Origin of the sequence: Pseudomonas sp. UBA6310 (assembly GCF_002438225.1) — a bacterium.
Taxonomy (GTDB): Bacteria; Pseudomonadota; Gammaproteobacteria; order Pseudomonadales; family Pseudomonadaceae; genus Pseudomonas_O; species Pseudomonas_O kuykendallii.
The window spans coordinates 175,576-194,608 of sequence record NZ_DJTK01000035.1; the positions used below are offsets into that span (position 1 = coordinate 175,576).

General features: G+C 64.5%; 21 protein-coding genes and 1 other RNA gene. 18 read left to right on the top strand and 4 right to left on the bottom strand.

Annotated features, from left to right (window positions below; genetic code table 11):
- Positions 1 to 153 precede the first annotated feature (153 nt).
- The 7 genes from rplM to B3E91_RS08770 all read left to right on the top strand — a co-directional run bounded on the left by rplM (position 154) and on the right by B3E91_RS08770 (position 4,960).
- A complete protein-coding gene (gene rplM / locus B3E91_RS08740) occupies positions 154 to 582 on the top strand; it encodes a 50S ribosomal protein L13 (RefSeq protein ID WP_090226511.1) in 429 nt (142 codons plus the stop codon).
- A 14-nt stretch (positions 583 to 596) separates the two neighbouring features.
- Positions 597 to 989: a 30S ribosomal protein S9 gene (gene rpsI, locus B3E91_RS08745; RefSeq protein WP_090226514.1), complete on the top strand. Its 393-nt coding sequence runs from the start codon at positions 597 to 599 to the stop codon at positions 987 to 989.
- 252 nt (positions 990 to 1,241) lie between these two features.
- Entirely contained in the window at positions 1,242 to 1,835 is a 594-nt protein-coding gene (gene petA / locus B3E91_RS08750) for a ubiquinol-cytochrome c reductase iron-sulfur subunit (RefSeq protein WP_273232586.1), read from the top strand.
- Entirely contained in the window at positions 1,835 to 3,046 is a 1,212-nt protein-coding gene (locus tag B3E91_RS08755; RefSeq protein WP_273232588.1) for a cytochrome b, read from the top strand. Before petA ends, B3E91_RS08755 begins: the two co-directional genes overlap by 1 nt.
- Positions 3,046 to 3,828: a cytochrome c1 gene (locus B3E91_RS08760; protein WP_090226522.1), complete on the top strand. Its 783-nt coding sequence runs from the start codon at positions 3,046 to 3,048 to the stop codon at positions 3,826 to 3,828. Before B3E91_RS08755 ends, B3E91_RS08760 begins: the two co-directional genes overlap by 1 nt.
- Before the next feature lie 91 nt (positions 3,829 to 3,919).
- A complete protein-coding gene (locus B3E91_RS08765; RefSeq protein ID WP_090226524.1) occupies positions 3,920 to 4,537 on the top strand; it encodes a glutathione S-transferase N-terminal domain-containing protein in 618 nt (205 codons plus the stop codon).
- 15 nt (positions 4,538 to 4,552) lie between these two features.
- The gene (locus B3E91_RS08770) at positions 4,553 to 4,960 is read left to right on the top strand and encodes a ClpXP protease specificity-enhancing factor (RefSeq protein WP_273232591.1); all 408 of its coding nucleotides are present in this window, start codon (positions 4,553 to 4,555) and stop codon (positions 4,958 to 4,960) included.
- Positions 4,961 to 5,002: 42 nt separating this feature from the next.
- Here the strand turns inward: B3E91_RS08770 and B3E91_RS08775 are convergent, their stop codons facing one another.
- The 4 genes from B3E91_RS08775 to B3E91_RS08790 are packed head-to-tail and all read right to left on the bottom strand — an operon-like array spanning position 5,003 to position 8,383.
- A complete protein-coding gene (locus B3E91_RS08775) occupies positions 5,003 to 5,581 on the bottom strand; it encodes a BON domain-containing protein (RefSeq protein WP_090226527.1) in 579 nt (192 codons plus the stop codon).
- Complete coding sequence (locus B3E91_RS08780; protein WP_090226530.1) at positions 5,578 to 6,171, bottom strand: phosphoheptose isomerase; 594 nt, start codon at positions 6,169 to 6,171, stop codon at positions 5,578 to 5,580. Before B3E91_RS08780 ends, B3E91_RS08775 begins: the two co-directional genes overlap by 4 nt.
- Positions 6,172 to 6,200: 29 nt before the next feature.
- Positions 6,201 to 6,575, bottom strand: coding sequence for a YraN family protein (locus B3E91_RS08785; RefSeq protein WP_273232595.1), 375 nt, complete (start codon positions 6,573 to 6,575; stop codon positions 6,201 to 6,203).
- Positions 6,572 to 8,383, bottom strand: a complete 1,812-nt coding sequence (locus B3E91_RS08790; protein WP_287029083.1) for a penicillin-binding protein activator — start codon at positions 8,381 to 8,383, stop codon at positions 6,572 to 6,574. Before B3E91_RS08790 ends, B3E91_RS08785 begins: the two co-directional genes overlap by 4 nt.
- 123 nt (positions 8,384 to 8,506) lie before the next feature.
- Here B3E91_RS08790 and rsmI point away from each other — a divergent pair, with 123 nt between their 5' ends.
- The 11 genes from rsmI to B3E91_RS08845 form a co-directional block, all read left to right on the top strand.
- Positions 8,507 to 9,373 carry a 16S rRNA (cytidine(1402)-2'-O)-methyltransferase gene (gene rsmI, locus B3E91_RS08795; RefSeq protein WP_414708218.1) on the top strand — a complete coding sequence of 289 codons (867 nt, stop codon included), beginning with the start codon at positions 8,507 to 8,509 and terminating at the stop codon, positions 9,371 to 9,373.
- 46 nt (positions 9,374 to 9,419) lie between these two features.
- Positions 9,420 to 9,778, top strand: an RNA gene (gene rnpB / locus B3E91_RS08800) — RNase P RNA component class A.
- Between the two features lie 298 nt (positions 9,779 to 10,076).
- Entirely contained in the window at positions 10,077 to 10,532 is a 456-nt protein-coding gene (gene mraZ, locus B3E91_RS08805; RefSeq protein ID WP_090226541.1) for a division/cell wall cluster transcriptional repressor MraZ, read from the top strand.
- 5 nt (positions 10,533 to 10,537) lie between these two features.
- Entirely contained in the window at positions 10,538 to 11,479 is a 942-nt protein-coding gene (gene rsmH / locus B3E91_RS08810; RefSeq protein WP_287029085.1) for a 16S rRNA (cytosine(1402)-N(4))-methyltransferase RsmH, read from the top strand.
- On the top strand, positions 11,476 to 11,769 hold the full coding sequence (ftsL, locus tag B3E91_RS08815) for a cell division protein FtsL (protein WP_090226546.1): 294 nt from the start codon (positions 11,476 to 11,478) through the stop codon (positions 11,767 to 11,769). The genes rsmH and ftsL overlap by 4 nt, the downstream gene beginning before the upstream one ends.
- Positions 11,766 to 13,502, top strand: coding sequence for a peptidoglycan D,D-transpeptidase FtsI family protein (locus B3E91_RS08820; RefSeq protein ID WP_287029086.1), 1,737 nt, complete (start codon positions 11,766 to 11,768; stop codon positions 13,500 to 13,502). The genes ftsL and B3E91_RS08820 overlap by 4 nt, the downstream gene beginning before the upstream one ends.
- On the top strand, positions 13,502 to 14,965 hold the full coding sequence (locus B3E91_RS08825) for a UDP-N-acetylmuramoyl-L-alanyl-D-glutamate--2,6-diaminopimelate ligase (protein WP_287029087.1): 1,464 nt from the start codon (positions 13,502 to 13,504) through the stop codon (positions 14,963 to 14,965). Before B3E91_RS08820 ends, B3E91_RS08825 begins: the two co-directional genes overlap by 1 nt.
- Positions 14,958 to 16,319, top strand: a complete 1,362-nt coding sequence (locus B3E91_RS08830; protein ID WP_287029088.1) for a UDP-N-acetylmuramoyl-tripeptide--D-alanyl-D-alanine ligase — start codon at positions 14,958 to 14,960, stop codon at positions 16,317 to 16,319. Before B3E91_RS08825 ends, B3E91_RS08830 begins: the two co-directional genes overlap by 8 nt.
- Positions 16,320 to 16,321: 2 nt before the next feature.
- Positions 16,322 to 17,404 (top strand): phospho-N-acetylmuramoyl-pentapeptide-transferase, encoded by a 1,083-nt coding sequence (gene mraY, locus B3E91_RS08835; RefSeq protein WP_273231685.1) that lies wholly within the window; start codon positions 16,322 to 16,324, stop codon positions 17,402 to 17,404.
- Between the two features lie 14 nt (positions 17,405 to 17,418).
- Positions 17,419 to 18,768, top strand: coding sequence for a UDP-N-acetylmuramoyl-L-alanine--D-glutamate ligase (murD, locus tag B3E91_RS08840; protein ID WP_287029089.1), 1,350 nt, complete (start codon positions 17,419 to 17,421; stop codon positions 18,766 to 18,768).
- A partial coding sequence (locus tag B3E91_RS08845) for an FtsW/RodA/SpoVE family cell cycle protein (protein WP_287029090.1) occupies positions 18,765 to 19,033 on the top strand: 269 nt, incomplete at its 3' end. The genes murD and B3E91_RS08845, both read left to right, overlap by 4 nt.

Consider the following 19,033-nt stretch of genomic DNA (forward strand, 5'->3'; position numbering starts at 1 on the left):
ATGCCTAGCCCGCCGAACCCTTTGCCGTAGCGGACGCGCTGACCCGAGCCCCCGATAGCGTCTGTTTCCGGCCGACCCTGACCTTGTCAGGGCAAGCACTATTCAGTAAGATTCGCCGTCTATTTTTCAGGGCGGCCCCTGAGGCTATAACGAATGAAGACTTTTACTGCGAAACCGGAAACCGTTAAGCGCGACTGGTACGTCGTCGACGCTGCCGGCCAGACCCTGGGTCGTCTGGCCACCGAAATTGCCAGCCGCCTGCGTGGCAAGCACAAGCCCGAATACACTCCGCACGTTGATACCGGCGACTACATCGTCGTGATCAATGCCGAGCAGGTTCGTGTTACCGGTGCCAAAACCACCGACAAAATGTACTACTCGCACTCCGGTTTCCCGGGTGGCATCAAGTCGATCAACTTCGAGAAGCTGATCGCCAAAGCCCCTGAGCGTGTGATCGAGACCGCGGTCAAAGGCATGCTGCCGAAGAACCCGCTGGGTCGCGACATGTATCGCAAGCTGAAGGTGTACAAGGGTGCCGCTCACCCGCACACCGCTCAGCAGCCTCAAGAACTGAAGTTTTAACGGGATAGCTCATTATGTCGGCGACTCAAAATTACGGCACTGGCCGTCGTAAGACCGCTACCGCTCGCGTCTTTCTGCGTCCGGGTACTGGCAACATCTCCATCAACAACCGCAGCCTGGACCAGTTCTTCGGTCGCGAAACCGCCCGCATGGTGGTTCGCCAGCCGCTGGAACTGACCGAGACCGTCGAGAAGTTCGACATCTATGTCACCGTTCTCGGTGGTGGTGTCAGCGGTCAGGCCGGCGCGATTCGCCACGGCATCACCCGTGCGCTGATGGACTACGACGAGTCCCTTCGTCCTGCCCTGCGCAAAGCTGGCTTCGTTACTCGCGATGCCCGTGAAGTCGAACGTAAGAAGGTCGGTCTGCGTAAAGCGCGTAAGCGTCCGCAGTACTCCAAGCGTTAATTCGCTGGACCTCAAAAAACGCCCATCTCCTTGCGGATCTGGGCGTTTTTTTATGCGCGATCGCTTTTGGTGTGACAACTTGACGCATCGTTGGAGTCCCCGTCGCACAAGGCGTTCAGCTGATTTGGGTCAGGTAATTACCTTGTCAGAAAAGGGGCTTTTCTTTACCATCTGGCAACTTTTTGCGCGACCCGAAATTTACCTAGTAGATGCCTGAACCAACAGGCCACAAAGCTGATGGGAGACGACTTAATGAGCAATGACGGCGTGAATGCTGGCCGGCGTCGCTTCCTCGTAGCAGCCACCTCCGTGGTGGGTGCTGCAGGAGCGGCGGGTGCCGCGGTCCCGTTCGTGGGATCGTGGTTCCCAAGCGCCAAGGCCAAGGCCGCAGGCGCACCGGTGAAGGTGAACATCAGCAAGATCGAGCCGGGTCAGCAAATGATTGCTGAGTGGCGCGGCCAGCCGGTGTTCATCGTTCGCCGCACCGAGGAGATTCTGAAGAATCTGGACAAGGTGGCTGCCAACGTCGCGGACCCGGAGTCCAAGGCGTCGGTTCAACCGACCTACGTCGATCCGAAACTGCGCTCGATCAAGCCGGAAATTCTCATTCTCGTGGGGCTTTGCACTCACCTTGGGTGCTCCCCGTCTTACCGTCCGGAAGTCGCTCCTGCCGACCTGGGCGCTGAATGGGTCGGTGGTTACTTCTGCCCATGCCATGGTTCCAAATATGACCTGGCCGGTCGCGTCTACAAATCGCAACCTGCTCCCTTGAACCTGCCGGTACCGCCGCATTCCTACGAGTCGGATGCAGTGATCGTCGTCGGTGTGGACCAGGAGAAAGCCTGATGAGCAAATTCATGGAATGGGTCGATGCGCGCTTCCCCGCGACCAAGATGTGGGAAGACCATCTGTCCAAGTACTACGCACCGAAGAACTTCAACTTCTTCTATTTCTTCGGCTCCCTGGCGCTGCTGGTGCTGGTCAATCAGATTCTGACCGGTGTCTGGCTGACCATGAGCTTCACGCCGTCCGCCGAGGAAGCCTTCGCTTCCGTCGAATACATCATGCGCGACGTGGAGTACGGCTGGATCATCCGCTACATGCACTCGACGGGTGCCTCGGCGTTCTTCGTCGTGGTCTACCTGCACATGTTCCGCGGTCTGCTTTATGGCTCGTACCAGAAGCCACGTGAGCTGGTCTGGATCTTCGGCATGATGATCTACCTCGCGCTGATGGCCGAGGCCTTCATGGGCTATCTGCTGCCGTGGGGCCAGATGTCGTACTGGGGCGCGCAGGTGATCATTTCACTGTTCGGTGCCATCCCGGTGATCGGCGATGACCTGACCCAGTGGATTCGCGGCGACTACCTGATCTCAGGCATCACCCTCAACCGCTTCTTCGCGCTGCACGTGATTGCACTGCCGATCGTTCTTCTCGGTCTGGTGGTGCTGCACATCCTGGCGTTGCACGAAGTCGGTTCGAACAACCCGCAGGGCGTGGACATCAAGAAGAAGAAGGACGAGAACGGCATTCCGCTCGACGGCATTCCTTTCCATCCCTACTACACCGTCAAGGACATCGTCGGCGTAGTGGTCTTCCTCTTCGTGTTCTGCGCGGTGATCTTCTTCTTCCCGGAAATGGGTGGGTATTTCCTCGAGAAGCCCAACTTCGAAGTGGCCAACGCCTTCAAGACGCCCGAGCACATCGCTCCGGTGTGGTACTTCACGCCGTTCTACGCGATTCTCCGCGCTGTTCCGGACAAGCTCATGGGCGTCATCGCCATGGGCGCGGCGATTGCCGTGCTGTTCGTGCTGCCCTGGCTCGACCGTAGCCCGGTCAAGTCGATGATGTACAAGGGTTGGTTGAGCAAAGTGTGGCTGGCAGTTTTCTGCATCGCCTTCGTCATTCTGGGCGTGCTTGGCGTGCTGGCTCCGACTCCGGAGCGCACCTTGGTATCTCGGATCTGTACCGTTCTGTATTTCGCGTACTTCATCCTGATGCCGTTCTATACCAAGCTCGAGAAGACCAAACCGGTTCCGGAAAGGGTGAATGGCTGATGAAAAAGCAACTCGCTGCACTGATTTTTGCAATCCTGCCAGTATTCACCTTCGCCGCTGGTGGTCATGACGTACATCTGGACAAGGTCGATGTCGACCTGTCCGACAAGGCTGCCATGCAGGACGGTCTGCGCACGTTCGCCAACTACTGCATGGGCTGCCACAGTGCGCAGTTCCAGCGTTATGAGCGCGTGGCCAAGGATCTCGGCATTCCCGAAGAAGTGATGCTGGAGAACGTGGTGCTCACCGGTGCCAAGATCGGCGACCACATGAAGAATGGCATGCATCCGGCCGACGCCAAGGTCTGGTTCGGCGCCGCGCCGCCGGATCTGACGCTGGTCGCCCGCGTTCGTGGCAATGACTGGCTGTACAGCTACCTGCGCGCTTTCTACGAAGACCCGGCGCGTCCTTGGGGTGTGAACAACAAGGTGTTCCCGAACGTTGGCATGCCCAACGTGCTGGGCAAACTGCAGGGCCGCCAGGTGGTGGGTTGCAAGCAGGTCCAGCTGGTCGATGACGGCAAGAAGCAGTTCGATCCGCTCACCGGCACGCCGATTACCCACGAGGCGTGCGACCAGCTCACCGTCCTTCCGAATACCGGTGCCCAAACCGAAGAGCAGTTCGATGAAACGGTCAAGAATCTCGTGACCTTCCTCGCTTACTCGGCCAACCCGGTCAAACTGGAAAGCCAGCGCATCGGCACCTACGTGCTGCTGTATCTTGCCTTCTTCTTCGTGTTCGCCTACCTGCTCAAGCGCGAATACTGGAAAGACGTGCATTGATTCGCTGAGCGATTCATCTGATCCAACGCGCGCGCCCTTATTGGGCGCGCTGTGTTTTCTGCCCTTTTTATTTCAAGCGAGGAGGAGCGCCATGAGCGTAACCAATCGGTTGGCTTGCTATTCCGACCCCGCAGACCATTACTGCCATCGCGTGCGCCTAGTGCTTGCGGAGAAGGGAATAGCGGCGGAGATCATCGAGGTTCAGCCCGGGCGCTGCCCGCCGCGCTTGGCTGAAGCCAACCCCTATGGCAGTGTGCCGACTCTGGTCGATCGCGATCTGGCCTTGTACGAGTCCACGGTGGTGATGGAATATCTCGAAGAGCGGTATCCTCATCCGCCATTGATGCCGGTCTATCCGGTCGCACGGGCCAATACCCGGCTGCTGATTCACCGCATCCAGCGCGACTGGTGCGCGCTGGTGGATCGGATACTCGACACGCGCAGCAAGGAGGCAGAGCGTGTGCAGGCGCGCAAGGAGCTACGCGAGAGCCTGACCGGCGTTTCGCCGCTGTTCGGCGATAAACCGTACTTCCTCAGTGAGGAGATGAGCCTGGTGGATTGCTGCCTGCTTCCGATTCTCTGGCGTTTGCCCCTGTTGGGTATCGAGCTGCCGCGGCCGGCTAAGCCGCTGCTCGACTACATGGAGCGCCAATTCGCCCGCGAGGCCTTCAAGGCCAGTCTGTCTGCCGTCGAGCGCGACATGCGCTAACAGCAAGGAGCCTTCATGAACTCCAGTCGTCCCTATTTGATTCGCGCGCTTTACGAGTGGATCGTCGATAACCAATGCACACCGCATCTGCTGGTGAACGCGGAGTTCCCCAAGGTGCAAGTCCCGCCTGGCTATGCGGCTGATGGGCAGATCGTGCTCAACGTATCGCCCAGCGCGGTGCGGCACATGCACATGGACAACGAGGCGGTGAGTTTCGAAGGCCGTTTTGGCGGCGTCGCCCACAGCCTGTTCATTCCGGCGGCGGCCGTTCTGGCGATCTACGCGCGCGAGAACGGACAAGGCATGGTCTTCGATCTGGAACCCACCAGCGCGCCGGGTGAAGAACCCGCAGGCGACGGTGACGGTCCGGACGACGAGCCGCCGCGTCCGAGCGGGCGACCGAGCCTCAAGGTAGTGAAATGAAAAAGGCGACCCTCGGGTCGCCTTTTTCATGCCTGCACCTTGCTAGTCGATGTACTCGAAGAGTTTGACGATCTTCTGCACGCCGGAAACGCTCTGTACCTTGTTGGTGGCCAGGTTGGCTTCCTGGTGGGTCACCAGGCCCAACAGGTAGACGATACCGTTTTCGGTGATCACCTTGATTCGAGAGCCGGGGATCACGCTGTCGGTGAGCATCTGCGTCTTGATCTTGGTGGTGAGCCAGGAGTCGTTGCTGCGGGCCAGGGCGGAAGAGGGCGGGAGCACCTGCAGTTCGTTATGTACGCGCTTGACGCGCTGCACGGCGGCGGCGGATTGCTCGGCAAGGTTCTTCAGGTCGGCTCGCGGCGTTTGGCCGGCCAGCAGGACGACGCCGTTGTAGCTGGCGACGACGATGTGGGAGTTCTGGTCGAGATCAGGGTTGGCCTTGGCGATGTTCACCGCGGCTTTGGTTTCGATCAGCGAGTCATCGATCTTGCTGCCGATGGTGCGCGTACCGCGATCGTCGTCGATAGGCTTGTCGCGGGTCGCGGTGAGTACGGAGCTGCAACCACTCACGCTCAGGCAGAGGGCGATGGCGAGCAGGGAAAGGCGTTGCCGGATCATTCTTCACTCCCGAACAGTTGACTGTCGATCTGGTCGCACAGGCAGTGGATCACCAGCAGGTGGACCTCCTGAATGCGCGCGGTAACTTTCGCCGGTACGCGAATCTCCACGTCTTCCGGCAGTAGTAGCGAGGCCATTCCGCCGCCGTCGCGGCCGGTCAGAGCCACGACCTGCATCTCGCGGTCGTGGGCCGCCTGGATCGCCTGGATGACGTTGGCCGAGTTGCCGCTGGTGGAGATTGCCAGGAGCACGTCGCCGGGCTGACCCAGGGCGCGTATCTGCTTGGAGAAAATCTCGTTGTAGCTGTAATCGTTGGCTATCGAGGTGATCGTCGAGGTGTCGGTGGTCAGCGCCACGGCGGGAAGGCTGGGGCGCTCGCGCTCGAAACGGTTGAGCAGTTCCGAGGAGAAGTGCTGGGCGTCACCGGCGGAGCCGCCGTTGCCGCAGGTGAGGATCTTGCCCTCGTTGAGCAGGGCATGAACCATCGCCTGGCTGGCTTGTTCGATGCTCGGAATCAGAACGTCCATGGCCTGCTGCTTGGTCTCAATGCTGGCCTGGAAGTGCTGGCGAATTCGGGATTGCATGTCCATCGGAAAGTGACCTTCAGTTGGCGGCCGTTTCAGGTATCGAAGGCGTTGCGGACCCAGTTCAGATCCGTAGGGAGATTGCTGTCGGCGCGGATAGCGATCACGTCGAAACGACAGGGATGCCTGCTCCAGCGCGACTCCTTTTGCAGGAAGTGCTCGGCTGCACTGACGAGCTTGGCGCGTTTGCGTGCGTCCACGCTCTCCAGTGCGCCGCCCCAGGCGTCGTAACGCCTGTAGCGCACTTCGACGAATACTACTGTATCGCCGTCGAGCATGACCAGATCGAGCTCTCCGCGGCGGCACGACCAGTTCTGCGCCAGCAGCCGCAGGCCCTGGCGTTGCAGGTGCTGGAGCGCTCTGGCTTCGGCGCTGCGGCCGCTGGCTTGGCGATCGGGGGCGTCGCTCAATATGTGTCGTCCGGAAGACGCTGGACGCGGCCATCGCGGAATTCGGCCCAGGGCAATTGGCGTTCGATGCGCTGCTGTGGATTCAGGTGCAGGCGGCCGGACAGACCGTCGATGCTGCTTTCCGGCAGCGCCTTCAACTGGCCCAGGTGAGGCGCCAGGCGATAGGCGTCGGCGCCCATGGCGTAAAGCCGGCCCAGGCTGCCGGAGGCTTGCGGCCACTGGCTGCTCACCTGCTGGCGGAGTGCGTTGCCGGTATCGAGCAGCCAGGGTGTCTCGCAGAAGCGGATGCCGTTCAGGTCCAGGTACTGCGTCTGATCGTTGTTGCCGGAATGGACGTGGGACGTCGCGTATACCGGGACGTCGCCGGCGTACTGGAATGTCAGTGTCGGTTTGATCTGCTGGGCCTGCTGCGGCGTGGCGGCGAGGAAGATGAAGTCTACGTCGGCGCGGCGCGAGGGCTGTGCCGCCACCTCGACGCCCAGTGCGCTCTGCAGGCGCTTGGCCCGCGCTTCGCTCTGGCGCAGCTGGAACAGGTCGGCGATCTGCTGCGCCAACTGCGCCGGCTGGTCGACCCGCTCGGCGGCGATCAGGGTGCCGCCCGCGGCCTGCCAGCTCTGGCGGAAGGCATCGAGCACGCGATCGCCCCACTCTCCGCGCGGCACCAGCGCCACGGCGCGGCGCATGCCGTCCTGCCAGGCGCGACGCGAGACTTCGCGGGCTTCATCCTCGGCGGCGAGGCCGAACTGGAACAGCTGCGGCGGGCCTGCCTGGGCAAGGTCGCTGTAGTTGAGCGCGAGGGTGGTCAGCGGCAGCTGCTGGCGTTCGCCGAGTTGCTTGACCAGCGGCTTCTCCACCGGGCCGATTACCAGCTGCACGCCATCGGCCTGCGCCTGGCGGTAAAACGCGTCCATGGAGGTCAGCTGCGCGCTGTCGTAGAAAGTCACCTGGGGCGGATTCTGCCCCGCCTGCTGGGCTTCGAACTGGGCTGCCAGGAAGCCATCGCGCAGCGCGCGCGCCACGGACGCCAGTTGGCCTTGCTGGGGCAGCAGCAGGGCGACCTTGGTCAGCGGCTGGTCGGCCAGTTGCTGCAGCTTGACCAGCGCCTCGGGCAGGTGCTGAGCCGCCGGGTGCTGCGGATGCTGGGCTTGCCAGGCGCTGATCGCGGCTTTCTGCTGCTGCAGCGTGCCGGCCGGCTTGGTGGCGCGGACCAGCGCCAGCCAGCCGTCGAGATCGGCGTCGGCGGTCGGTTGAAGTTGGTCGTCCGGCAGGCTGGAGACCAGCGTCCAGATCGCCTCGTGGTTGTCGCTGGCTTGTTGTCCCGACAATAGAGGAGCGATGAACACGCGCTCGCGCGCCGCAGCGAGTACCTGCCCGTCGGCCTGCAGCGCCTGGGCGCGGACCATCTGGGTGCGGACCTGTTGCTCCACCGGAAGCTCGCCCAGGCGCTGCAGGCTCGGATGCTCGAGGGCTTTGAGGGCCGACTTCGGCTGTCCGCGCGCCAAGGAGAGCTCGGCCGCCAGGGTGCTGGCGTAGATCTGCTGCGCCGGTTTGAGGTTCTCCAGCGAAACCTGATCGAGGATCTGCGCCGCGCGCTCGGGATTGTTCTGCCGGTACGCCAGGTCGGCTGCCGACAGCCTCAGCGAAGCGGCTTCTTCCGGCTTGGCGGAGCCTGCCTGCTGAAGGAGCTGTTCGATACTGGCCTGCGGTGTGCGTGGCAACTCGCCGAGGTTGGAAGTGGGCTGGCTGGCGCAGGCGGCCAGCAGGGCGGCGATGCAGAATGCGGAGAGCGGACGCAGGCAGGCAATCATGTAAGCGTTTCCGTTGCTCGTACGAGAGAGGGGCGAATTGTACCCAAGGGCTCCCGGTGGTGCGATGTCGGGTGCCTGAAACGGGCTACAATGCGCGCTTTTGCGCCAATGGCGAGGTGTGTTGTGACAACTTCCGCTGTCCGGGATTCCCAGTTCGGTACGCTCTATGTGGTCGCCACGCCGATCGGCAATCTGGATGACATCAGCGCCCGTGCGTTGGCCATCCTGCGTGACGTTGCGCTGATCGCGGCCGAGGACACCCGACATTCCGCGCGGCTGATGCAGCACTTCGGCATCTCCACACCGCTGGCGGCCTGTCACGAGCACAACGAGCGCGAGCATGGCGGGCGCTTTCTCGCGCGTTTGCAGGCCGGTGAGGACGTCGCGTTGATCTCCGACGCCGGAACGCCGCTGATTTCCGATCCGGGGTTCCACCTGGTGCGCCAGGTGCGTGCGGCGGGAATTGCCGTGGTGCCGGTGCCCGGCGCCTGCGCACTGATTGCCGGACTGTCCGCGGCGGGACTGCCGTCGGATCGCTTCATCTTCGAGGGTTTCCTGCCGGCCAAGGGGGCCGCCCGGCGCGCGCGCCTGGAGCAGGTCAAGGAAGAGTCGCGCACGCTGATCTTCTACGAGGCGCCGCACCGCATTCTCGAGTGTGTCGAGGACATGCGGGCGGTGTTCGGCGACGAGCGCCAGGCCGTGCTGGCGCGAGAGTTGACCAAGACCTTCGAGACCATCAAGGGGCTGCCGCTGGTCGAATTGCACGAGTGGATCGCGGCGGACAGCAACCAGCAGCGCGGCGAGTGCGTGGTGCTGGTTTCCGGATGGCAGGCGCCGGAAGGTGAGGACGCGGTGGGTGCGGAAGCCTTGCGGGTGCTCGATCTCCTGCTTGGCGAGCTGCCGCTCAAGCGCGCCGCGGCGCTGGCGGCGGAGATTACGGGCGTGCGCAAGAACCTGCTTTACCAGGTCGCGCTCGAGCGCCAGAAGTAAAACTGGGCTTGTTCGTTATCCGGCCTGCAGATACCCTTGCCGGCGGAGAGTCGATCGGACAGTCGCTGTTCCATATTGTTCCGCAATATGGGAGGGAGGAAAGTCCGGGCTCCATAGGGCGGAGTGCCAGGTAACGCCTGGGAGGCGTGAGCCTACGGAAAGTGCCACAGAAAATAACCGCCTAAGCGCTTCGGCGCCGGTAAGGGTGAAAAGGTGCGGTAAGAGCGCACCGCACGGCTGGCAACAGTCCGTGGCTAGGTAAACCCCACTCGGAGCAAGACCAAATAGGGTTCCATTGGCGTGGCCCGCGCTGGAACCGGGTAGGTTGCTAAAGGCGTGCAGTGATGTACGTCGTAGAGGAATGACTGTCCTCGACAGAACCCGGCTTACAGATCGACTCTCCACCTCTTTTTCTGCCGTATTCCCCGCCTGTCAGATCGCCGCAAGAGCCCACTCTTAATAAATCACTTTAAGTTTGAAGTTCAGGTTCTTGCACGTATTCGCTATTTAAGCCTTATCCCTCTTCCGGGGCTCGTCCCAACTCCGACTTCTTATCTCTAAATCACCGACACATAAGGGTTTTTACCTCTTTGCGTGCCTTGACGTTGGGGTGCGTGCATTTCTATAGTGTGCGGAAGTGGTACGAAGTGGCACGAAGTGGGTTATTTGGGCACGGAAAGCTAATTATTGGGGAAGCGCAACCTTGTTCCGCGGAGCTAACGCCATCAGTCTCGACGCCAAAGGGCGACTCGCGATGCCGAGCCGGTATCGTGACGAGCTCGTTTCGCGTTGCTCTGGCCAGCTCATCGTGACCATCGACGCCGTCGACCCCTGCCTCTGTGTCTACCCCCTTCCCGAATGGGAACTGATCGAAACCAAGCTGCGTGAACTGCCCTCCCTGCGTGAAGAGAACCGTCGCCTGCAGCGCCTGCTGATTGGTAACGCGGTGGATCTCGAGCTCGATGGCAGCGGTCGCTTCCTGGTTCCGCCGCGTCTGCGCGAGTACGCCAAGCTGGACAAGCGCGCGATGCTGGTGGGTCAGCTGAACAAATTTCAGCTGTGGGATGAGGACGCCTGGAACGCGGTCTCCGACGCCGATCTCGCCGCTCTCAAACAACCCGGCGCGCTGCCGGACGAACTGCGTGACCTGATCCTGTGAGCCTGATGACCAGCGACTTTCGCCATATCACCGTACTGCTGCACGAGGCCGTCGACAGCCTCGATGTTCGCGTGGGTGGCTGCTACATCGATGGCACCTTCGGGCGCGGCGGACACAGCCGGCTGATCCTGGAAAAACTCGACTCGAGCGGGCGTCTACTGGGCTTCGACAAGGACCCACTGGCGATCGCCACGGGACAAACGCTAGCGGCCGAAGACGGCCGCTTCGTCGTTGTACAACGCAGCTTTGCCGAAATGGGCGATGAGGTCCGGGCTCGCGGGCTGGACGGCAAGGTCGCCGGCATCCTGCTGGACCTCGGGGTTTCCTCGCCGCAACTGGACGACCCGGAGCGTGGTTTCAGCTTTCTGAACGACGGTCCGCTGGACATGCGCATGGACCCGAGCCGTGGCATCAGTGCGGCCCAGTTCATCGCCACCGCCAGCGATGAAGAAATCGCCCGCGTGTTCAAGGACTACGGCGAAGAGCGCTTCGCCAAGCGCATGGCGCGCGCCGTCGTGCAGCGTCGCGAACAGACGCCGTTCACCCGTACCGGGGACCTGGCTGCCGTGCTGACCGAGGCCAGCCCGGCCTGGGAGAAGGGCAAGAACCCGGCGACCCGTGCCTTCCAGGGCCTGCGCATCCATATCAACAACGAGCTCGGTGATCTCGAGCGCGGCCTCGACGCGGCGCTGGAAGCCCTCGAAGTTGGCGGCAAGCTGGTGGTGATCAGCTTCCATTCGCTCGAGGATCGCATCGTCAAGCAGTTCATGCGCAAGCACGCCAAGGGCGAAGCGGACAAACTGCCGCGCGACCTGCCGATCATTCCAAAGGCCTTCGAGCCGCGCCTGAAGCTGCTCGGCAAGCCGCAGTACGCTTCCGACGCCGAGACCAAGGCCAACCCGCGCTCGCGCAGCGCGGTGATGCGCGTCGCGGAGAAACTGCGATGAGCCGTTCGTTCTCCAAGCCGTTGCCGACCGGCAGCCTGCTGATGCTGATCCTGTTCATCGGCGTGCTGGTGTCGGCGATCGCGGTGTCCTACAGCGCGCACTGGAATCGCCTGCTGCTCAATTCGCTCTATGCCGAACTCAGCGTGCGCGACAAGGCGCAGGCCGAGTGGGGCCGCCTGATCCTCGAGCAAAGCACCTGGACGGCGCACAACCGTATCGAAACCCTGGCCACCGAACAGCTCAAGATGCGCGTTCCCCAGGCCGCTGAAATCCGTCTGGTGGCACCATGACCGGCCTCGAAGGCGCGCTCTATCCCTGGCGTTTCCGCCTGGTGCTGGCGCTGCTCGGCCTGATGGTGGCGGCCATCGTCTGGCGCATCGTCGACCTGCACGTGTTCGACCACGACTTCCTCCAGGGGCAGGGCGACGCGCGCAGCGTTCGTACCATGCCGATCCCGGCGCACCGCGGGCTGGTCACCGACCGCAACGGCGAGCCGCTGGCGGTCAGTACGCCGGTAACCACGCTGTGGGCCAACGGCAAGGAACTGCAGGCCGCGCGTGACCAGTGGCCGGCCCTCGCCGCGGCACTCGGCCAGGAGCCGAAGGCGTTCAGCGAGCGCCTGGCGCAGAGCGCCGACCGCGAATTCATGTACCTGGTGCGTGGCCTGACGCCCGAGCAGGGGCAGAGCGTGCTCGACCTCAAGGTGCCGGGCGTCTACTCCATCGAAGAATTCCGCCGCTTCTATCCGGCGGGCGAAGTCACCGCCCACGTGGTCGGCTTCACCGACGTGGATGATCGCGGTCGCGAGGGCGTCGAGTTGTCCTTCGATCAGTGGCTGGCCGGCGTACCGGGCAAGCGCCAGGTGCTCAAGGACCGCCGCGGCCACCTGATCCGCGATCTGCAGGTCACCCGCAACGCCAAGGCCGGCAAGGCGCTGTCGCTGTCCATCGATCTGCGTCTGCAGTACCTGGCGCACCGTGAGCTGCGCAACGCGCTGGTCGAGTTCGGCGCCAAGGCCGGCAGCCTGGTGATGGTCGACGTGAAGACAGGGGAAATCCTGGCCATGGTCAACCAGCCCACCTACAACCCAAACAACCGCCGCAACCTGCAGCCGGCCGCCATGCGCAACCGGGCGATGATCGACGTGTTCGAGCCCGGCTCGACGATGAAGCCGCTGTCGATGAGCGCCGCGTTGCAGAGCGGTCGCTGGAAGCCCAGCGACACCGTCGACGTCTGGCCGGGATCGCTGCAGATCGGTCGCTACACCATCAAGGACGTGTCGAAGACCGAGGGCCGCACCCTCGACCTGACCGGCATCCTGATCAACTCCAGCAACGTCGGCATGAGCAAGGTCGCCTTCGACATCGGCGGCGAAGCCATCCACGACATGATGCAGAAAGTCGGCTTCGGCCAGGACACCGGCCTCGGGTTCCCCGGCGAGCGCGTCGGCAACCTGCCCAGCCATCGCGACTGGAAACAGGCCGAGACCGCCACCCTGTCGTATGGCTATGGCCTGTCGGTGACGGCGATCCAGCTGGTCCACGCTTACGCCACGCTGGCCAACAACGGTCGCATCGTGCCGCTCTCGCTGGCCCGCGTCGACCGCACGCCGGACAGCGCCCAGGTAATCCCCGAGGACGTCGCCAAGACCATGCAGGGCATGCTCCAGCAGGTCATCGAGGCGCCGCGCGGCGTCTATCGCGCGCAGGTTCCGGGCTACCACGTCGCCGGCAAGAGCGGTACCGCGCGCAAGGCCTCGGTCGGCACCAAGGGCTACACCGAGAACGCCTACCGCTCGCTGTTCGCCGGCTTCGGCCCGATGAGCAACCCGCGCATCGCCATGGCCATCGTCATCGACGAACCGAGCAAGAGCGGCTACTTCGGTGGCCTGGTCTCCGCGCCCGTGTTCAGCCGTGTGATGTCCGGCGCGCTGCGCCTGATGAACATCGCACCGGACAACCTGTCGCCGCCCACCGAGGTGCAGGCCGCCGATGCGAAGACCGTCCAGGGAGGTCGCGGCTGATGACCATGCCCCTGAACAAGTTACTGCCCGAAAGCGGCCACCCCGCGATGATCCGCGAGCTGACCCTGGACAGCCGCACCGTGCGCGCCGGCGACCTGTTCCTCGCCGTGCCGGGCCTGAGCCAGGACGGTCGCATCCATATCGCCGACGCCATCGCCCGTGGGGCCGCCGCCGTCGCCTATGAAAGCGAAGGCGCGCCGGCACTGCCCGAGGGCGATGCGGTGCTGTTGCCGGTAAGAAACCTTTCCGCACAGCTCTCGGCCATCGCCGGGCGTTTCTACGGCGAGCCGAGCCGCGCGATGCGCCTGATCGGTGTCACCGGAACCAACGGCAAGACCAGCGTCAGCCAGTTGATCGCCCAGGCGCTTGATCGTCTCGGCGAGCGTTGCGGCATCGTCGGGACCCTCGGCAACGGGTTTCACCACGCCCTGGAAAGCGGTCGCCACACCACGCCCGATCCGGTTTCGGTACAGGCCACCCTGGCCAACCTGAAACAGGCCGGCGCCCGCGCCGTGGCGATGGAGGTTTCCTCCCACGGGCTGGACCAGGGGCGCGTGGCCGCGCTGGCCTTCGACATCGCGGTGTTCACCAACCTGTCCCGCGATCACCTCGACTACCACGGCACCATGCAGGCCTATGGCGCCGCCAAGGCGCGCCTGTTCGCCTGGCCGGGTCTGCGCTGCCGGGTGCTGAATCTGGACGACGCCTTCGGCCGCGAGCTGGCCGCACAGCGTGGCGAGTCGCGCCTGATCGGTTACAGCCTGGACGATGCGTCCGCCTACCTTTATTGCCGCCAGGCGCGTTTCAGCGACGAAGGCGTGCGCGCCGAGCTGGTGACGCCGCACGGCGAAGGCCTGCTGCGCAGTTCGCTGCTTGGCCGTTTCAATCTGAGCAACCTGCTCGCCGTGGTCGGCGCGCTGCTGGGCATGGACTACCCGCTGGACGAAATTCTCGCGGTGATGCCGCAGCTGCAAGGTCCGCTAGGGCGCATGCAGCGCCTGGGCGGCGGCTCGCAGCCGCTGTTGGTGGTGGACTACGCGCACACGCCGGATGCGCTGGAAAAAGTGCTCGAAGCGCTGCGTCCGCATGTGCAGGGCGAACTGCTCTGCCTGTTCGGCTGCGGCGGCGATCGCGACCGCGGCAAGCGCCCGCTGATGGCCTCGATCGCCGAGCGCCTGGCCGACCGCGTGGTGGTTACCGACGACAACCCGCGCAACGAAAGTCCGGCGGCGATCCTCGCCGATATCCGTGCCGGTTTCGACGCGCCGGATAACGCCGAATTCGTCGAAGGCCGCGGCGCCGCCATCGCTCGTCTGGTCGCCAGCGCCAGGCCCGGCGACGTAGTGCTGCTGGCCGGCAAGGGCCATGAGGATTACCAGGAGATCGCCGGCGCGTGCCAGCCGTTCTCCGACTTGCAGGAAGCCGCCGCTGCGCTGGCCGCCTGGGAGCAGAACCATGCTTAAGCCGCTTTTCCTGAGCGAAGTCGCCGCTGCGCTGAACGCCCGCCTCATCGGCGCCGACGTCAGCTTCGCCGCCGTCAGCAGCGACAGCCGCGCGATCCAGCCGGGGCAACTGTTCATCGCCTTGGTCGGACCGAACTTCGACGGCCACGATTACCTCGCGGAAGTCGCCGCCAAAGGCGCGGTCGCCGCCCTCGTGCAGCGCGAAGTGGCCAACGCGCCGCTGCCGCAACTGCAGGTGGCGGATACCCGGCTGGCGCTCGGTCGCCTCGGTGCGCTCAACCGCGATGCCTTCGGCGGCCAGGTCGCGGCAGTCACCGGTTCCAGCGGCAAGACCAGCGTCAAGGAGCTGCTCGCGGCGATCCTTCGCGTGCAGGGGCCGACCCTGGCCACCCGCGGCAACCTGAACAACGACCTCGGCGCACCGCTGACGCTGCTCGAACTGGGCGCAGAACACCAGGCGGCAGTGATCGAACTCGGCGCCTCGCGGCTGGGCGAAATCGCCTACACCGTCGGCCTGACCCGTCCGCGCGTGGCGATCATCAACAATGCCGGGCTGGCCCATGTCGGCGAGTTCGGCGGTCCGGACAAGATCGTCGAAGCCAAGGGCGAGATCCTCGAAGGTCTGCCAGCGGACGGCATCGCCGTGCTCAACCGCGACGACAAGGCGTTCGCCATCTGGACGGCGCGCGCTGCCGGACGCCGCGTCATCAGCTTCGCGCTGAACGATGCCGGCGCCGACTTCCATGCCGACGCGCTGGCGCGCGACGCGCGCGGTTGCCCGGCCTTCACGCTGCGCGGGCCGGCTGGCTCCGCGCGCGTCCAGCTCAACCTGCTTGGCCTGCATAACGTCGCCAACGCCCTGGCCGCCGCCGCCGCCGCGTACGCCCTGGAGGTTCCGCTGGCATCGATCGTCGCCGGCCTGCAGAGCGTGCAGCCGGTCAAGGGGCGCGCCGTGGCGCAGCTGGCACCGAACGGCGTGCGCGTGATCGACGACACCTACAACGCCAATCCGGCGTCGATGTTCGCCGCCATCGACATCCTCGCCGGTTTCGACGGGCGCAAGGTGCTGGCCCTGGGCGACATCGGCGAACTGGGCCAGTGGGCCGAGCAGGGCCACCGCGACGTCGGTGCCTACGCCGTCGGCAAGGTCGACGCGCTCTATGCGGTCGGTCCGAACATGGCCCACGCGGTCGCCGCGTTCGGCGCCGCGGGCCGGCATTTTCCGGATCAGGCCAGCCTGATCGAAGCGATCCGCGCCGAGCAGGCCGCGGACACCACCATTCTCATCAAGGGTTCGCGTAGCGCGGCGATGGAAAACGTCGTCCAGGCCCTGTGCGCAACGGAGGCACACTGATCATGCTGCTGCTGCTGGCGGAGTACCTGCAACAGTTCTACAAGGGATTCGCGGTATTCCAGTACCTGACCCTGCGCGGCATCCTGGGCGTGCTCACCGCGCTGTCGCTGGCGCTGTGCCTGGGGCCGTGGATGATCCGTACCCTGCAACTGCGCCAGATCGGCCAGGCGGTGCGCAACGACGGACCGCAGTCGCACCTGTCGAAGAAGGGCACGCCGACCATGGGCGGTGCGCTGATCCTCTCGGCCATCACCATCAGCACACTGCTCTGGGCCGACTTGTCGAACCGCTACGTGTGGACCGTGCTGCTGGTGACGCTGGCGTTCGGCGCCATCGGCTGGGTCGACGACTACCGCAAAGTGATCGAGAAGAACTCGCGCGGGCTGCCAAGCCGCTGGAAGTATTTCTGGCAGTCGGTTTTCGGCCTGAGCGCGGCGCTCTTCCTGTTCCTCACTGCAAAGGCGCCTGTCGAAACCACGCTGATCCTGCCGATGGTGAAGAGCGTCGGCATTCCGCTGGGCGCCGGTTTCGTCGTGCTGACCTATTTCGTCATCGTTGGCTCGAGCAACGCGGTCAACCTCACCGACGGCCTCGACGGCCTGGCGATCATGCCAACCGTGATGGTCGGCGGCGCGCTGGGCATTTTCTGCTACCTGTCGGGCAACACGAACTTCTCCGAGTACCTGCTGATTCCCTACGTCGCTGGTGCCGGCGAGCTGATCATCTTCTGCGGCGCGCTGATCGGCGCCGGCCTCGGTTTCCTCTGGTTCAACACCTATCCGGCGCAGGTCTTCATGGGCGACGTCGGCGCGTTGGCGCTGGGCGCCGCGCTCGGCACCATCGCCGTGATCGTCCGCCAGGAAGTGGTGCTGTTCATCATGGGCGGGGTGTTCGTCATGGAAACCCTGTCGGTGATCATCCAGGTCGCCTCCTTCAAGTTGACCGGCAAGCGCGTGTTCCGCATGGCACCCATCCACCACCACTTCGAACTCAAGGGCTGGCCCGAACCGCGCGTGATCGTGCGCTTCTGGATCATCACCGTGATCCTGGTGCTGGTTGGCCTCGCCACCCTGAAGCTGCGTTGAGGAACGAGATACCGATGAGCCTGATCGCTTCCGACCAATTCCGCATCGTTGTCGGCCTCGGCAAGAGCGGCATGTCCCTGGTGCGCTTCCTCGCGCGCCAGGGGGTGCCCTTCGCCGTCGCCGACACGCGCGCGAATCCGCCGGAGCTGGCGACCCTGCAGGCGGAGTATCCGCAGGTTCAGGTGCGCTGCGGCGAGCTCGACGTGGACTTCCTCTGCCGTGCCCAGGAGCTCTACGTGAGCCCCGGCCTGGCGCTGGCCACCCCGGCGCTGCAGGCGGCCAAGGCGCGTGGCGTGTCGCTGTCCGGCGATATCCAGCTGTTCGCCCGGCACGCCAAGGCGCCGATCGTGGCGATCACCGGCTCGAACGCCAAGAGCACCGTGACTACCCTGGTCGGCGAGATGGCCGCGGCGGCCGGCAAGCGCGTCGCCGTCGGCGGCAACCTCGGCCAGCCGGCGCTGGACCTGCTCGACGATGCGGTCGAGCTGTACGTCATCGAGTTGTCCAGCTTCCAGCTGGAAACCACCGAACAACTGAATGCCGAAGTGGCCACCTGCCTCAACGTCAGCGAAGACCACATGGACCGCTACAGCGGGCTGCCGGCCTATCACCTGGCCAAGCACCGGATCTTCCGTGGCGCACGTCAGGTGGTGGTGAACCGCGACGACGCGCTGTCGCGCCCGCTGGTGGCGGACGACCTGCCGCGCCTGACCTTCGGCCTGGGCAAACCGGACATCCGCGGTTTCGGCCTGATCGAGCATGACGGCGAGAAGTGGCTGGCGTTCCAGTTCGAGCCCCTGCTGCCGGCCAGTGCGCTGAAGATCCGCGGCGCGCACAACCAGTCCAACGCGCTGGCGGCCTTGGCCCTCGGCCATGCAGTCGGGCTGCCGATGGACAGCATGCTCGCGGCGCTGAAAGCCTTCGGCGGCCTGGCGCATCGCTGCCAGTGGGTCGGGGAGCGCGCCGCGGTGAACTACTACGACGATTCCAAGGCGACCAACGTCGGCGCCGCCCTGGCGGCCATCGAAGGCCTGGGCGCGGACATCGGCGGCAAGCTGGTGCTGATCGCCGGTGGCGACGGCAAGGGTGCCGATTTCTCGGCGCTGCGCGCGCCGGTGCAACGTTTCTGCCGCGCGGTGGTGCTGCTCGGTCGCGACGCCGAACGCCTCGGCGCCGCGCTGGGCGAAGGTGTGCCGCAGGTACGTGTGGCGAGTCTCGACGAGGCGGTGCGGCGCAGCGCCGAACTGGCCCTGCCGGGTGACGCCGTGCTGCTGTCGCCGGCCTGCGCCAGCCTCGACATGTTCAAGAATTTCGAAGAGCGCGGACGCCTGTTCGCCCAGGCCGTGGGAGGGCTGAGCCAATGAGCCAGGCACTCTTCGGCTTCCTTCGCCCGTACCCGTCGCCGCTGGCCGGCCGCCGCGGCATGGACATGGATTTCCCGCTGCTCGCCGGTTGCCTGGCGCTGCTCGGCCTCGGCCTGGTGATGATCACCTCGGCGTCCTCGGAAGTCGCCGCGGCGTCCTCCGGCAACCCGCTCTATCACATGATCCGCCACCTGGTTTACCTCGGCATCGGCTTCGTCGCCTGCGCGGTGGTGATGATGATTCCGCTGGCCACCTGGCAGCGCCT